The organism is Gluconobacter sp. R75690, assembly GCF_015244525.1.
Taxonomy (GTDB): domain Bacteria; phylum Pseudomonadota; class Alphaproteobacteria; order Acetobacterales; family Acetobacteraceae; genus Gluconobacter; species Gluconobacter potus.
The window spans coordinates 148,081-163,994 of sequence record NZ_JABCQB010000002.1 but is presented as its reverse complement, the minus strand read 5'-3'; the positions used below and the strand labels follow the sequence as shown (position 1 = coordinate 163,994).

Genomic DNA, 15,914 nt, shown 5'->3' with positions numbered 1-15,914 from the left:
AAGGACGTGAAGGAACGCCTTAAAGGCCAAACGTCACACCGCCGTAGAAGGACCGGCCCGGCTGGAGATAGCCGACCGGGTTTTCATAATACCGGTTCCCCAGATTGTCCCCGCGCGCAAACAGGGTGACGAAGTCAGCCAGCTTGTATTCCGCAGCGATGTTCACCGTCACGTAGTCATGAGCGATCGTGTTCAGCGACGTGTAACGGTCGAGATCGTGCCAGCCGCTGACATAGAGCAGGCTTGGCGTGATGCTCAGGCGCTTGGTCGGCGTCCAGATGACGCTGGCCGTGGCCTTGTGGCGGGGCCGGCGCACGAGGGCAGCACCGGTGCTGCGGTTCGTAGCATCAGTCCAGGTATAGGTGCCGCGCAGATCCACGCTCTTGATGATGCGATAATCGATGAAGGCTTCCACACCATGCGTCTGGGCACGGGCGACGTTCACATAGGTATAGTTGTAGCCCGACAGCGCGGTATTGATGAGGTTACGGATATGGTTGCCGTAATAGTCGGCGCCAAAGGTCAGCTTGCCGTCCAGAAGGCGCTCTTCAAACCCGGCATCGAAACCCAGGAGACGCTCGGCCCGCAGGTTCGGGTTGGCCAGGAAGTAATAGGCCGGGTAGCTGACGAAGAGCTGGTTCAGGGACGGACCATGGAAACCCGAGCCGCCGCTGGCCTTCAGCGTCAGGCCGGTGCCGGGGATTTTTACGGCTGGGGCGACGCGCCAGGTCACGTAATTGCCGTAACGGGAATTGTTGTCGTAGCGGATATTGGCTGAGCCGAAGAGGATGTCGTGCCAGTGGCCTTCGAGCTGTCCCCAGGCGGCGTTCGTCGTGGTCTGGGCGGAAACCGGGGTCATGATCCGCTCGCGGATATAGTCGTATCCGACGAGGAAGGAGCCGTTATGGCCGAGATGGGTCAGGCCCTGCCAGTCCACTTTCAGACGGTCACCGCGATTGGACGAGATATCCGGATCGCCAGCCGTAATGTCATGGCGGTCATAAGTGATGTAACCAACGCCCAGCGTCTGCTCGAACACGCCCTTGAAGGATTTCAGATGAGCAGTACCGCGCAGGATGGCCTGTTTGAGGTCGCTCTCGTTCTGCTGGGCTGACGGCAGCGTAGGGTAGGAGCTGTAATCGTCGGCGACGTATTCGTAATCCGCCTGCGTCAGATGGGCCGTAAAGCCGAGATCGAAATTGTCCGTCACGTCATAGCCGAGGCGTACATTGGCCGTGCGGTTATCGTTGCGGTTGGACGCGACATCATGGCCTTGGACCTGCGCGCGGATGGCTTTCGGCACGGCCTGATAGTCGCCGACATGGTTATGCGAGACTTCAACCATATAGTGGAAACGATGGAGCGAACCCGAAAACCCGGCCGTCTCGTTCTTGGTGGAATAGCTGCCACCTTCAAGACGGACAAAACCGTGCAGCGGTCCCTGCCCCTGCTTGGTCGTCATGTCGATGACGCCGCCCATCGCATCTGCACCATAAAGACCACTCTGCGGTCCGCGCAGGATTTCCACCCGGGCCAGACCATCGGTGAGGAACTGCGCCGTATCAAATGCCCCGGCCGGCGTGGACGGATCATTGATGTCCATCCCGTCCAGCCGCACCTTCACTTCATTGGAATTGACCCCGCGCATGAAGATCGACCCCGTCCCGCCGGGGCCGCCCGTGCGCACCATGTTCAGGCCCGGCTCACGCGCCAGAAGGTCCGCAAGGTCGCGCCGCTGCAGCAGTTCAATGTCACGCTGGGTCACAACCGTAACCTGCGAGCCGACCTTGCTGATGTCCTGCGGGATGCGGTTGGCCGTTACGGTGACGGTCTCGGGGACCGTGGCGGTCACGGCGTCCGGCGTGGTCTGCGGGGCATTGGTGGCTGTCGTCCGGGGAGCGGCCGGGGGTGCCTTGGGCTTCTGCGGCGGTGCCGGTTCCTGGGCCGGGACGGACGCCAGCGCGGGAACGGCGACAAGCATGCTCGTCGCGAAAAGAAGGCAGGAAATACGGGGCATGGCGATAGTAATGTCTCGTCGTTCTGCGTCGCCCTCAAGAAGGAGGCAGACCCGCAGTGACAGGGCCTGACCCGGCGTTCCGATGCACCCCGCCCGGACCGTCCTTCGGACAACTCATGCTGACGGCAGGTCTCCTGGCTCGCGCTCCGGTCTCAGGCCCCTTCCCGGCACCTGGCCAGTGGGTTCTTTCCTGAAGCCGTACTGTTCGCCCGTTACGGAGCGACAGTCAGCACTTACAGTTGCGGGGGCAGCCGCAGTTTTGCACTGCGTTCCCTTTTCACCCGGCAGACCGGGCACCGTCAGGTGTCATGAAGCGCCCCGGGCGGCACAAGTCAAACACAAACATCCATTTCTGGCTGATTTGATACCGCACAACTCTGCAACATGGCTTTCATTCTGTTACAATACGGCCTTTGCCTCGAATATCCCCGGACGTCAGTGTTCCTGCCATCGGATACAGGATCAGGACACGATCATGACGACCCCTTCTGCTGCCCAGACGGTTCACCAGGACCGCGACCTTCCGACAGGATGCGATGGCATGAAAGCAGAGGGGCCCGGTCTTCCCCAGCGCCTGTTATGCAGCACCTTCCGGGTCCGGCAGTATAACGACGTCCATGCCCGGGCCGCCGATCTGAAACTGCGACTGCCGCTGGGCCGCAAACGCCTTCAGCGGATCGAACGCATCCGCGAAGCCGGGGCGCTGTTTATCCATGTTCCCAAGAACGGCGGCACGTCGATCTGCGACCTGCTGTATGGCGGGATCATGATGCATGAGACCTGGCGCTATTATCAGCATGTCGCGCCCGATCTGTGCCGGACCCTTCCCAGCTTCGCGATCTGGCGCGATCCCGTGAAGCGTTTCGTTTCCGCATGGGCCTTTGCCCGTCGCGGCGGAACGTCACGGGTGAAAATCCATCCTTCCGTCAACGCGCTCTACCGCTCGTTCCACACGCTGGATCATGCCATCGACCATGTGGAATCCTGTTCGTCGGTTTACGAGATGGACCATGTCTTCCGTCCACAGACTCTGTATGTCTGCGACCGCAATGGCCGGCTTGCCGTCGATCAGCTGTTTTCGATGGACCGGATCTCGTCCCTGCCCGATCTGGTGCCTGTCCTGAAGGGCAAAACCATTCCCCATCTGAACGGCAACAGCCACGATGTCGTCCCCACGGCCGCGCAGGCAAAAAGGATTCGACAGCTCTACAGCGCAGACGAGGCACTGCGTCCGGCAGAATGACTTTTTGAAACGATCGCCCCAGAAAAACGGGTCATGTCTTCCAAATGTCACAATACGCAGGGAGTTACCTGCCATTTCGCGCCGTTACATCAGCGAAATGTGACTAAATTGCCATATCCCTTTCATGTCATACTGTATCACTCCACATCTGATTGAAATAGAGCCGGTACTCATGCTTTTTCTCGGTTGAAAGTTCACCTGACCGAGAAAGACCGAAAATACGATGCGCCTTGCTCGCCTGCTTTCGACTTCGGCCCTGTTTGCGTTCGGTACGGTGTCGGCATTTGCCGCACCCGCAGACAGCACGGCCCCTTCTTCCAAGAAGGGTCCCGCGAAAGTCGCTGCTGCCGCCCCGTCCATGATGGGCAATACGGCTCCAACAGACGAACATGAAGAACATGTCTCCGTCAGCGGTCATCATACCTATTTCGATGGCGTAACGCGCCGCGATGTCGGTGGTGGCCTGATGCAGAAACAGGACTCCGCGAAGTCCGTTTCGGCCATCTCCCGCGACTACATCGAAAAGCAGGCCCCGGGCCAGGACCCGATGCAGCTGATCGCGCTGCTTCCAGGTGCGAACGTTACGTCTTCCGATCCGGCCGGCCTGACGGGCAGCCACATGAGCGCCCGCGGCCTCGACCAGTCACAGATGGGCTTCACGCTTGAAGGTTTTCCGATCAACGACATCGGCTCCTTCGCGGTCTATTCCCAGGAAATCGTGGACTCCGAGAACCTGCGCAAAGTCAGCCTCGCACAGGGTTCCGCCGATCTCGACAGCCCGCATCTGAGCGCTACCGGTGGCGTGGTCGACATGTACATGATCGATCCGAAGATGAAGAAGGGCGGCGCGTTCGACGTTTCCTACGGTTCATATGACTACACACGCGGCTTCCTGCGTCTGGATACCGGCAAGATCGGCCAGACCAACGTCCGCGCCTATTTCTCCGGCTCTTACGCTACGGAAGACGCCGTCCATTCCGAGGCAACGAACCGCAAGCTGCATGCTGAAGCCAAGGTCGTAAATGACTGGGGAGACGGCAACCGCGTCTCGCTCGCGATCGTCGGCAACCGTCTGTACAACTATTCGAACCCGAGCGTGAACCTCGCATCCTGGGATGCATATGGTCTGGGCGTAAAGGACCAGTACGTTGCATCCTGCTATAGCGGTGCAACCTGTACGCGGCCGAATGGCACGACGTTCAAGAATACGAGCGGCGCCACGATTTCCAACACGGTCTATAACGGTGTTTACAAGGACTCCAGCTACTACAAGCTGCATGCCAACCCGTTCACCAACATCTATGCCAGTGCTCCGTCCACGTTCAAGCTGACAGACCATCTTGTCCTGACCGAAACCCCTTATTTCTGGTACGGCTATGGTAGCGGCGGCGGCAGCTCCTACTCCGTTCCGACCAGCTGGGGCGCCACGGCAATGAGCGGTACACTGGACGGCAAGACGCCGGCCAAGGGAACCCAGGTTTTTGAAACGGCTGTCACGACGACCTACCGTCCTGGCGCCGTCACCAAACTGACACTGACGACCGGCGCCAACCGTCTTATGGTCGGCTACTGGTTCGAATATGCCAAGCAGCTCCAGACCGAGCCTGCAACAGGCATCGGTGCCGACGGCACGCCCTGGGATATTCTGGGCAATGGTCCGAACTATGTGTTCAGTGACGGAACGACCTATCAGTACCGCGCGAGCCTGACGCAGACCCGGACGCATACCATGTTCATCGGTGACAGCCTGTCACTGCTGCACAACAAGCTGACGATCGATGCCGGCCTGAAATATGCCATCGTGACACGCGATGCACACAACATGCTGCCCGACACGTCTACCGGACCGTATATCAACAAGACGTATTATGAGCCGCTGCCGACCGCTGCGATCCGTTACCAGATCAATCCGGAAATGCAGGTCTTCGTCTCGGGATCCACGAACTTCCGTATCCCGACGAACACGTCACTTTATGACTCTGGCACCTATTACAGCAACGGTGGTTACGGAACGCACGGTACGACCAACCTGCAGCCGGAAATCTCGATTTCGGAAGAAGCTGGCTGGCGTTATACGGGTCCGACGGTCATGGCCTCGGTCACATATTTCCACTACAACTTCACGAACCGCTTCTTCTCCCAGAGCCAGTGCCTGGATGCAGCCTGCCTGAGTTATGCTTCCAGCAGCATCAATGCCGGCGGCCAGAGCACGAACGGTGTGGATGCCGAAATCGGAACGCGTCCGATTTTCTATCACATCCGTCCCTATGCTTCGTTTGAATATGTTGATGCCCGCACCACGAGCAACATGGCAGCAGGTAGCGGCAAGGCAACCGACTACCTGAAGACGAGTGGCAAGTTCGCTCCGGAAACACCGAAGTATCAGGTTGGCTTCAACCTCGACTACGATGACGGGAATGTCTTTGGTGCCTACAAGCTGAAATACGTCGCCAAGCAGTATTCCACCTTCATGGACGACCAGCACATCCCCGGTTACGTGAAGATGGACATCACGGTTGGTTACCGCTTCAAGAACTTCGGCATCCTGCAGGCTCCGAACATCAAGCTGAACCTGACCAACATCGCCAACAAGCATTATCTCGGTTTCCCGCTGAGCCCCACGACGAACGCCACGACCCAGACAGGCGTCTTCGGCACCTCGATCAAGGGATCAGCTCCGACCTACATGATCGCAGCACCGTTCTCTGCCATTGGCTCCATCAGCGCCGGTTTCTGATCTCTTCAGACCCTGCTGAACCTGAATACCCCATGCCGGTCTCCGGCATGGGGTTTTTCATGACCGGAAGGGTTCCGCGCGGGCCGCTCTGCGCTCTTGCACTCCATTCGGCAATATGGCCATTTAAGACCGCACCAAAGACGAAAAGGATCCATGGTGGGCAGAACGAAAACGACGGACAGGTCAGCTCTGGACATCTATCTGGGCGCCCTGCGGGATCACCTGTCCATTGAATCCAAGGCGATCGAGACCGCGCTTTCGGAGCTTCCCGTGTGTGAGCAGTATCCGGGGCTGTGCAGCCGGATGGAGCAGGATCTGGCGATGGGCCGGAGCCATGCGCGGGAGATCACGATCCTTCTGTCACGGCACGGGCACCCTGCCCCGGTTCCCCATGAGACCGTCTCGTCCATTCTCAGCACCGTTTCGGGGCTGCTGCATGGGGGTGAAGAGCATGACGTTCTGAAGAACGTGTTGGCGGCGAGCGGGTATCGCGCGCATCAGATCGCGTCGCTTCAGGTACTGATCGTGCTGGCGCGGCAGCTTGGATTTACGCAGGATGCGGCTGCGCTGGACTGTCTGAAGGACGAGGAAGCGGCATCGGCCGATGCGCTCGAGGAGCTGATGCCGGAAATCGTGGCCCAGTATCTGGCTGCGGCCTGAGGCAGCTTAACGCGGCTTGCAAGACATCGTCGAGGGCGTAAACTTCGCGCATGTCCTCATTCCGCTTCCTTCATGCTGCTGACATTCATCTCGACAGCCCCCTGCGGGGGCTGAGCCGTTATGAGGGGCTTCCCGAAGCGGAAATCCGCGGCTCCACGCGGCGCGCGCTGGACCGGCTGGTCGAGACGGCGCTGACGGAGAAAGTCGATTTCGTCGTGCTGGCGGGGGATCTGTATGACGGGTCCTGGCAGGATGTGGGGACCGGGCTTTACATGGTCCGGGCGCTGAGCCGGCTGGTTCAGGCGGGGATCCGGGTCGTGACGCTTTCGGGCAATCATGATGCCCAGTCGGTCATTGCGCGCGAACTGCCGCTGCCGGAGGGGATCGACCATTTTTCTTATGATGCGCCGCAGACGCTGCACTGGCCTGAACTGGGTGTGGCGCTGCATGGGCAGAGTTTCCGGGACCGTCATGTCACGCAGGACATGACGCGATCCTATCCCGCGCCGGTGGCGGGGTGTTTCAATATCGGGGTGCTGCATACGTCGCTCTCGGGATATGGGGAGCACGAGACCTATGCCCCGTGCTCCGTCGAGACGCTCTCGGCCAAGGGGTATGATTACTGGGCGCTGGGGCATGTGCATGCGCGCGAAATTGTCTGCGAGCATCCGTGGATCGTGTTTCCGGGCGTGCTTCAGGGGCGTCATGCGCGGGAGACCGGGGCGTGTGGCTGTGAGCTGGTCACGGTTGAGGACGGGATCGTCCGGTCCGTCGAATTCGTGGAATGTGATGTTGTGCGCTGGTGCCGGCTGGAGCTGGATGTCAGCGGGATGCAGACCATGGATGCGGTTCTGGGTGCGGCGCGTCAGGCGATGGAAAACGCGCTCTCCGATGCCGGTGGCCGGACGGTCATTGCGCGGATCGTGCTGACGGGGCGGAGCGTCCTGCATGACCGGCTATGCGCGTCGCAAGCGTGGAAAGAGGATCTGCGGGGCATTGCGGTGTCGATGGCGCAGGGAACGGCCCAGATCGCGCTGGAGAAAATCCGCAACGAGACGTCCGCGCCCGTGCATCGTGCCGGGGTGGCGGAGACGCGGGAGCTGGATCTGGCGCTTGAGGGGCTGATGCAGGACGACGAGTTTCTGGCGTCCCTACCCGAGGCGTTTGAAGGGTTTTTCTCTGCTCTGCCCTCCTGTGTCGAGCGGGACAGTCTGATGCCGGACGGGCGGTTTCCGCTTGAAGAGGCGCGGGCGGCGTTGCGGGCGCGGCTGGTGGGGGAGACGGAATAATGCGTTTCGAACGTCTCGATCTTCTGCGCTATGGCGGGTTTCAGGATGTCACGCTGAGCTTTCCGAAGGGGAAGCGGGACCTGCATGTCATTTACGGGCCGAACGAGGCTGGAAAATCGACGACGCTCTGTGCGATCCGGGATTTCCTGTTCGGGTTTCCGCATCATATTGCCGGGGACTGGATGACGGCGGCGCCGCTGCTGCGGGTCGGGGCGTGTCTGGAGCAGGACGGGACGGTTTTTGAAGGTGTGCGGCGTCGGGGACGGAACCAGACGCTTTTTGCAGCCGATGACAAAACGCCTCTGGATGATCTGCCGCTGCGGACCTGGCTGGGTGGGCTCGATGCGAAAGGGTTCGAGGCAGCCTGGGCGCTGGATCATGCGCGGTTGCGGGACGGCGGCGAGGAAATGCGTCGGCTGAAGGACGATGCGGGGCTTCAGATCCTGGCGGCTGGTCTGGGTCTTGAAGGCGTTGGAAAACTGGCTGCGACGCTTCAGGACGATGTCAATTCGGAATGGAAATCCGGACGCGCGCGCTCGGCCCTGCAGCAGGCGAAACTGAAGCTGAAGGAGTTGCAGCAGACGCTGCGTCAGAACACGACGACGGCGCGGCAGCTTTCCACGGCGAACCGGGCGCTGTCTGTTTCTGAATCAGAACGGTTGGCTTGTGAGAAGGAAGCGCAGGCTCTTGGCGTGCGTCGCAGGACAAACTCGCGTCTGAGAATGACATCCGTTCCGATTCAGAAACTGATGGAGACGGAAGCGGAGATCGCCGCATTTCCGCACTGGGATCTGACGGTTCAGGACTGTGTACGGATTGAAAAAATCCTGGAAAACCTGCACCGGGAAGAAGAGGCGCTTTCGGCTGCGCGCCAGAAACTTGAGGCGGTGTCCGGGCAGGTCCGGGACTGTGGCGAGCCGCATCCCGTTCTGGCGGAGCAGGATGCCATCCGCGCACTTCTAGGCCGGGGTGTTCTGGTTGAGCGTCTTGAGGCGGCGGCAGGGGACCGTCAGGCGCGGCTGACGCGGGACGGGATCTGGCTTGAGCAGTTCTGGGCACGGCATAGCTGTGAGCCGGACGTGCTGCCAGACCTGTCGGAGCTGGATGATCTGGACCGGCGGCTTCAGGAGCGCGCGCTGCTGCACACGCAGGAGCAGGATCTGCGGGACAGGCTCCGGGAGACGGAGCAGGCGCTGAATGCACTTCACCCGCAATCCGTTTCGGATACGGATGGAAATGGAAACGGGGAGCGTCTGCGTCTGTTCCGGCTGGAACTGGATGAGGCGCGGAGCCTTGGTCCGCTGGATGAGCGGATCGACAGTCTTTCGGAGGCGATTGCGCGGCAGGAAGACGTCACGGCTTCTGCGTATGGGGCGCTGTTGCCCTGGCGTGCGACAGGCGCGGACCGGAAGGCCGAGCTGACGGCGTTTGCATTGCCGGACATGGCTGCGCTCGAAGAAGAAGCGCGGCTCCGGGCGGGGCTGGAAGAGCAGCGCCGGGTGGCGCGCGAGGACGAACAGGCGGCGGAGACGGAACGCGCGCATCTGGAACAGCAGCGGCGGCGGCTTGAGGAAGGCGGACAGGCCGTTTCACGCGAGCAGCTTTCCGCGGCGCGGCAGGAACGTGACCGGCTGTGGCAGGAAATGGAGCGTCATTTCCAGTCCGGGGCCTGTCCGCCTCCGGCGATGCGGGAGGCGTTTGGTGTTCTGGTCCAGAATGCGGATGGTCTGGCGGATCGGCGTCATGACCATGCCGAGCAGTCGGCGCAGCTTGCGGCGCTGTCGCGTCAGGTTGAGGATCTGGCGCTGAAGGCGGGAGAGGCCCGGCGCAGGGCGGCGCATGCGGAAGCGGAACTGGATCGGCGTGATGCTGCGTGGGCGGCTCTGCTGGGGACGTTGGGCGCGCCAGTCCTGCCTCCTGCTCCGCTTCAGGTCTGGATTACGCGCCGTCAGGCGGCGCTTGCGGCCGAAGAGCAGTTGCAGGGCACGCGGGCCCAGTTGCAGGCCGCGACGGAAACCCGGGCGGATATGCGGCGACGGTTGCAGGCTTTCGTGCCGGCATGCCCGTCCGACCGGCTGGCGGTTCAGATCCGGCAGGCGGCGTCGGTTCTGGAGCGCGACGAGGCCGTGGCCAAGCAGAATGAGGCCCGGAATGCGGATCAGCGCCGGTTGCAGGAGGCTGTGGCAAAAGGCACGGCGGCGCTTGCCGGACTGGAGCGCAAACTGGCGCAGTGGGACGAAGACTGGGCGCTGGCCTGTCAGGCCTGTCGTTATCCGGGGCGGCCGGACAGGGCGGATCTGCGGGATGTGCATGATGCGCGCGTGATCCAGACGCGGATGGAAAGCGAACAGAAGGAACAGGCCGCCGAGACGCGCGATATTGCGGCGTTCCGCACGGAACTGGGGACGTTCCTTCAGCGCCACGGGCAGGGATCGGCGGCCGAACTGGAGGCTTTCCTGACGCATGCGCTGGCCCGCGAGCAGAAGCGGCAGAATGTGGTTCAGGCTCATGCCGCGCTTGAGGCCGAGGTTGCGCAGAAGGATCTGAAGATTGCATCGCTGGTGGCGGAGGTGGCGCCTGTGCGGTCAACGCTGGGTCTGGGGCCGGACGATGATCTGCGTCATGCGCTGTCGCGGGCGTGCGAGCGGGCTGCATTGTGCGACAGACGTGACGAGTTGCGCGATCAGATCCTTCAGGCCGGAAATGGCCGGCCGATCGACGTTCTTCTGGAAGAGGCCCGCGAGACGGACCCGGCGCAGCTTGAAGAGGAGTTCGAGGCCATCGAGGCGGAAACGGTGGCGCTGAACGCCCGCAGGTCGGAGGTGGACGAGCGTCTGTTTACCGCGCGCAAGGTTCTGGACGATCTGGAAAATGCCCGGGGCGTTCATGAGACGGCCGAGGAAATCCAGGAGACGGAAGCGGATATTGCCGAGCGGGCCAGCCGCTATGTCTCGCTCAGGCTTCAGCAGCTGATGCTGTCGCGGCTGGTGGAGCAGGGGCGACAGCAGGCTCACGGACCGCTGCTGTCCCGCGCGGGGGCGCTGTTTTCGCGGCTCACGCTTGGGCGTTACGTGGGGCTTGCGACGGAAGAGGACGGTTCGGACGGGCTGGTGCTGGCAGGGTGCCGGCCGGGGAACACGGCGCTTGTTCCGGTTCACGCCATGAGCGAGGGCACGCGCGACCAGCTTTATCTGGCGCTGCGTCTGGCGTCGGTCGAGCAGGCTCTGGAGCGCGGAATCCGTCTGCCTTTCCTTGCGGATGATTTGTTCGTGACGTTCGATGAAGAGCGCACGGAGGCGGGTCTGAAGATTCTGGCGGAGATTTCGGAAAAAACACAGGTTCTGTTTTTTACCCATCATGGGTATATCTTAAATCAATCGAAAGAAATTGGCTGTCTGACCGAACTATAATTCCGTTTCTAAAAAAATATTTACTTTATGACATTCCAATGCTTCCCAGTTTTGTGAATGACACCGAGTGACGAAATAGTATGAAATACAGTCTGGCTATTTTCCTTTGAGCTGATTTTCCATATAGCCATCCTGACATGGGTGTTTTGACTGGTTTTACTATTAAAAATGGTGTTTAACGGCATTCCCACTTTCCTTCACGGAGCACGGTCGTGACTGAAAGCCCCCGTGGTAGCCTGAATGCACAGCGCATCATCCCACTCGCGACCCTTGCGGCGCCGCCCCGTGGAATGGACCCGATCGTCGTTCGTCTCAGCACGGCCCTGTCAACGGCTATTGCGGAAATTCTGAAGCAGGAGCGGGCGGTTCTGGTGCTGTCACGGCAGTCCACGGGCAGGCTTTACCTGGATCAGCACCAGTTCTCGACTCTGACCACACCGCCACCTGTCGAGCCCACGGCGGATGTCTTTCTGCTGAGTGTCACGCGCAGCGCGCTGTTGCGGTATCTTCCGATGCTCGCGGGGCTGCCACCCCTGTCTTTCAACATGGAGAAGGGGCCGGGGGCATTCCTGCTGTCCGCGGGGTCCATGCTTGAAGCCGGGGTGCTGGAAGGCACGATTCCGCAGACACGCCAGCGCCTCATGCAGCATGTCACGGATCTGCTGATCACGACGATCCTGGACTGTCTGGAACTGGAAGTCAGTGTGGCGGGGCGGCGGCGGCATCGACAGAAGCATATCCGCCACTATATCGAGACACGCCTGCACGAGCATGATCTGACGCCGCAGAGCATTGCGGAAGCATCGGGGATTTCCACCCGGGCGCTCTATCAGCTTTTCGATGGCGAGGAGGGAGCGGTCGCGGGGTGGATCCTCAACCGGCGGCTGGAGAGGATCCATGCGGATCTGACGAACCCGACGCATGATGCGCTGCCGATCGCGCAGATTGCGCTGAACCATGGGTTTCGCAATGCCGCGCATTTCTCCCGGCGTTTCCGGCAGAAATTCGGGGCGTCCCCGCGGGAAATCCGGCAGCGCTCCGCCTTGCGGCTGGGGCGGCTGGAACAGACGGGATCGTCAGGCCGACGCTAACCAGAACGGGGCCGCTCAGGACGGGGCTGACTGCATGCCCCGGACGAGGCGGGTGGTGGACTGGCCTTCGACAAGGTCCACCAGCACGACCTTGCCGCCATAACTTTTGACCACATCGGCACCGACCACTTGGTCTTCGGTGTAGTCCGCGCCCTTGACGAGAATATCCGGCTTCAGGGTGCGGATGACCTCCAGAGGGGTGTCTTCGTCGAACAGCACCACGAGATCGACCGAACGCAGGGCGCCGATGACCCGGGCGCGGGCCTCTTCCTTTTGGACCGGGCGGGTCGGGCCCTTCAGCCGGCTGACGGAGCGGTCCGTGTTGAGGGCCACAACCAGCCGGTCTCCTTCACGGGCCGCCGCCTGAAGCAGGCTGACATGGCCGGGATGGACCAGGTCAAAGCACCCGTTGGTGAATACAACCTTCGCGCCGTGCCGGTGCCAGCTTTCCACGATGCGGGCCGCCTGTTCGACCGGCACGAGGGCGCCTGTTTCGGGCATTTCCTGCAGCAGTTCGCGGGAGAGTTCCTCGCGCGAGACCGTGGCGGTTCCGAACTTGCTGACGGACAAGGCCGCCGCAGCGGTTGCGATGACGACGGCTGTTTCCAGCGTCTGCCCGGCGGAAAGCACGGCGGCGACCGTGGCGACGACCGTGTCTCCGGCGCCCGAGACGTCAAAGACTTCGGATTTGCGGCTGGCAACATGCAGCGGTTTGGCGTCACGCTGCCAGAGCGTCATGCCGTCTTCCGATCGCGTGACGAGGACGTTCCCGCCGAACTGGCCGGACAGGGTTTCCGCGACTTTCAGGACCTCGCCATCCGTGCGCGCCGGCAGGCCGCTGGCCTGTTGCGCCTCGATGCGGTTGGGTGTGACGAGCGTGGCGCCGGCATAGGCTTCGAATGTGTGGCGCTTGGGATCGACGATGACGGGGATGCCCTTTTCGCGGCCGGCGGCGATGATGGCGCGCAGGACCTCATCCGTCAGGACGCCCTTGGCGTAATCCGAGCAGACGAGGACGTCCGAGACAGCGATCGCGCGGCAGGCTTCTTCCACGAGACGTTGCTGGACGGTTTCGGAAAGGGGGATGAGCTTTTCGACGTCGATGCGCACGATCTGCTGGCGGCCGCTGACGACGCGGGTCTTGGTAATGGTGGTCCAGTCGGGGGACGAGACGATGCCGTCCGTCTCGATGGTGGGCCAGAGTTTCAGGTTTTCCTTCAGGCGCGCGGCCGAATCATCCTCGCCCACGAGACCGACAAGATGGACCTGGGCGCCCAGGGCAGCGGCGTTGACCGCCACATTCGCCGCACCGCCCGGCACACAGCGCAGACCGTCATGCAGGACGACGGGAACGGGGGCTTCTGGGGAAATCCGGCTGACGCCGCCTGAAATATACTGATCCAGCAGCAGGTCACCGATTACCGTAATGCGGCCAAAGCGGAAATCGTCGATCACAGGCCTGCTACTCCCTCAGTCATGTCTGGCGTTCCATATCTCACAGGAGCGCATGAAAAAGAAAAGGCGAGGGATGACTCCCTCGCCTTTTACGAACCGGACCGGAGACATGGATTGCTCCGGGTCTTTGCTCACTCTGCGGCAGGACCGGCCAGCAGCGTGGCAAGCGAACGGCCGAAACCGGTCGGATCAGGAAGGGGTTCGCCTTCCTGCACGCGGGCCAGATCCAGCAGGACGGTCGCATAGTCCTTGACGCTCTCGCCCTTTGCGACGCGCTCGGCCAAGGCCTTGATGAGCGGGTGTTTCGGGTTGATCTCGAGGATCGGCGGCATGGTGGGCATGGCCTGACCCGAACGGCGCATCAGACGCTGCATCGTCAGATCCGGACCACCATCGGACGTGATGACGACGGCACTCCCCGTCAGGCGGACGGTGCTCCGAACGTCCTTGACCTGATCGCCAAGCGCGTCCTTGAGGGCCGGGACCAGCTTTTCAACGTCTGCGGCTTCGGTCGTGTCTGCTTCCACAGACTCGAACTTCTCCAGATCGCCATGGGAGTGGGTGACGGAGCGCAGGGGCTTTTCCTGATAGGAAGACAGACGCTCCGGCCAGAAGCCGTCCACCGGATCGGAGAGCAGCAGGACTTCGAGGCCGCGGGCGCGGAAGCCTTCAAGCTGGGCCGAGGACTTGAGCGCGTCGAGACTGTCGCCGGTCAGGTAATAGATCGTGTCCTGACCATCCTTCATGCGGGAGATGTAATCGTCCAGCGTGATCAGGTCGTCACTGTAGGTGGAGTGGAAGCGGGCGAAACCGGCGATTTCCGTCCGGTGTTCGGCGTCTTCCCACAGGCCTTCCTTGATGACGGCGCCGAAGTTTTCCCAGAACGTGTTGAAACCGCTATCGGCTTCCTTCGCGCGCTTGCTGATCTCGCTCAGGACGCGTTTGGTCACGGCTTTGCGGATACGGGCCAGGACCGGGGTAGCCTGAAGCATTTCACGCGAGACGTTGAGCGGCAGGTCTTCGGTGTCGACCACGCCCTGCACGAAGCGCATCCAGTTTGGGACCAGTTCGGCTTCGTCGGTGATGAACATCCGGCGGACATGCAGATGAATCCGGCTTTCGCGGGACTGCTCCATGAAGTCGAACGGGCGGGCGCTGGGCAGGAACAGCAGGGCCGTGAATTCGGTCACACCTTCCGCGCGCCAGTGCAGCGTCGCATAGGGTTCGTCAAAGGCGTGGGAAATGTGCCGGTAGAACTCGGCATACTGTTCCGGCGTGATCTCGGATTTCGGCTTGCTCCACAGGGCCGTGCCTTCATTGGCGGCCTGATCTTCGGTGGTGCCGTCTTCCTTGGTTTCACGCAGGGTGATGGGCCAGGAGATGTGGTCTGCCCATTTGCGGATGATCGAGCGCAGACGCCAGCTGTCGAGGAACTCGTCTGCATCGTCCTTCATGTGCAGGACGATGTCGGTGCCCAGCGTGGAGCGGGAGGCGGGGGTGAGCGTGAAGGCGCCCTTGCCGTCGGACGACCAGGTCCAGGCTTCGTCGGAACCGGCCTTGCGGGACGTGACGTCCACACGGTCCGCCACCATGAAAGCCGCGTAGAAGCCCACACCGAACTGGCCGATCAGGCTCGGACGGTCTTCCGGTTTTGCGGCATTCAGCTTCTCACCGAAGGCGCGGGTGCCGGAACGGGCAATCGTGCCGAGGTTCTGGGACAGTTCGTCATGGGTCATGCCCACGCCATCATCGGAAATGGTCAGCTCTTTCTGGCTCTTGTCCGGATTGATGCGGATGGACGCATTTTCCGGGAGAGCCAGCGCGCTGTCCGTCAGGGCCTCGAAACGGCGCTTGTCCGTGGCATCGGCCGCGTTGGCGACGAGCTCACGCAGAAAGATCTCACGATCCGAGTAAAGGGCATGGACCACCAGATCCAGAAGACGTCCGACTTCGGCACTGAACTCGTGCTTTTCGGCTGCCTTCTGGGTATTCGTTTCACTCATCTCATCAGT

Annotated in this window: 9 protein-coding genes and 1 riboswitch; of the genes, 6 read left to right on the top strand and 3 right to left on the bottom strand. The window is 61.6% G+C overall.

What is annotated here, in order from left to right; genetic code table 11:
• Nucleotides 1–19: 19 nt before the first annotated feature.
• Complete coding sequence (locus HKD27_RS03140) at nt 20–2,017, bottom strand: TonB-dependent siderophore receptor (protein WP_228518294.1); 1,998 nt, start codon at nt 2,015–2,017, stop codon at nt 20–22.
• Between the two features lie 106 nt (nt 2,018–2,123).
• Nucleotides 2,124–2,333, bottom strand: a riboswitch (cobalamin riboswitch).
• Nucleotides 2,334–2,492: 159 nt separating this feature from the next.
• Between HKD27_RS03140 and HKD27_RS03135 the strand changes: the two genes are divergently transcribed.
• The 6 genes from HKD27_RS03135 to HKD27_RS03110 all read left to right on the top strand — a co-directional run bounded on the left by HKD27_RS03135 (nt 2,493) and on the right by HKD27_RS03110 (nt 12,447).
• Nucleotides 2,493–3,260, top strand: coding sequence for a sulfotransferase family 2 domain-containing protein (locus HKD27_RS03135; protein ID WP_194688497.1), 768 nt, complete (start codon nt 2,493–2,495; stop codon nt 3,258–3,260).
• A 223-nt stretch (nt 3,261–3,483) separates the two neighbouring features.
• Entirely contained in the window at nt 3,484–5,997 is a 2,514-nt protein-coding gene (locus HKD27_RS03130; RefSeq protein WP_194688498.1) for a TonB-dependent receptor, read from the top strand.
• A gap of 153 nt (nt 5,998–6,150) precedes the next feature.
• Nucleotides 6,151–6,657 carry a DUF892 family protein gene (locus HKD27_RS03125; RefSeq protein WP_194688499.1) on the top strand — a complete coding sequence of 169 codons (507 nt, stop codon included), beginning with the start codon at nt 6,151–6,153 and terminating at the stop codon, nt 6,655–6,657.
• A gap of 50 nt (nt 6,658–6,707) precedes the next feature.
• Nucleotides 6,708–7,946: a DNA repair exonuclease gene (locus HKD27_RS03120; protein ID WP_194688500.1), complete on the top strand. Its 1,239-nt coding sequence runs from the start codon at nt 6,708–6,710 to the stop codon at nt 7,944–7,946.
• Complete coding sequence (locus HKD27_RS03115; protein ID WP_194688501.1) at nt 7,946–11,356, top strand: YhaN family protein; 3,411 nt, start codon at nt 7,946–7,948, stop codon at nt 11,354–11,356. Before HKD27_RS03120 ends, HKD27_RS03115 begins: the two co-directional genes overlap by 1 nt.
• Nucleotides 11,357–11,568: 212 nt before the next feature.
• Nucleotides 11,569–12,447, top strand: coding sequence for a helix-turn-helix domain-containing protein (locus tag HKD27_RS03110; RefSeq protein ID WP_194688502.1), 879 nt, complete (start codon nt 11,569–11,571; stop codon nt 12,445–12,447).
• A 15-nt stretch (nt 12,448–12,462) separates the two neighbouring features.
• Here HKD27_RS03110 and rfaE1 read toward each other — a convergent pair whose 3' ends face one another.
• Nucleotides 12,463–13,902: a D-glycero-beta-D-manno-heptose-7-phosphate kinase gene (gene rfaE1 / locus HKD27_RS03105; RefSeq protein WP_194688503.1), complete on the bottom strand. Its 1,440-nt coding sequence runs from the start codon at nt 13,900–13,902 to the stop codon at nt 12,463–12,465.
• Between the two features lie 131 nt (nt 13,903–14,033).
• Nucleotides 14,034–15,905 (bottom strand): molecular chaperone HtpG, encoded by a 1,872-nt coding sequence (htpG, locus tag HKD27_RS03100; RefSeq protein WP_194688504.1) that lies wholly within the window; start codon nt 15,903–15,905, stop codon nt 14,034–14,036.
• Nucleotides 15,906–15,914: the final 9 nt, after the last annotated feature.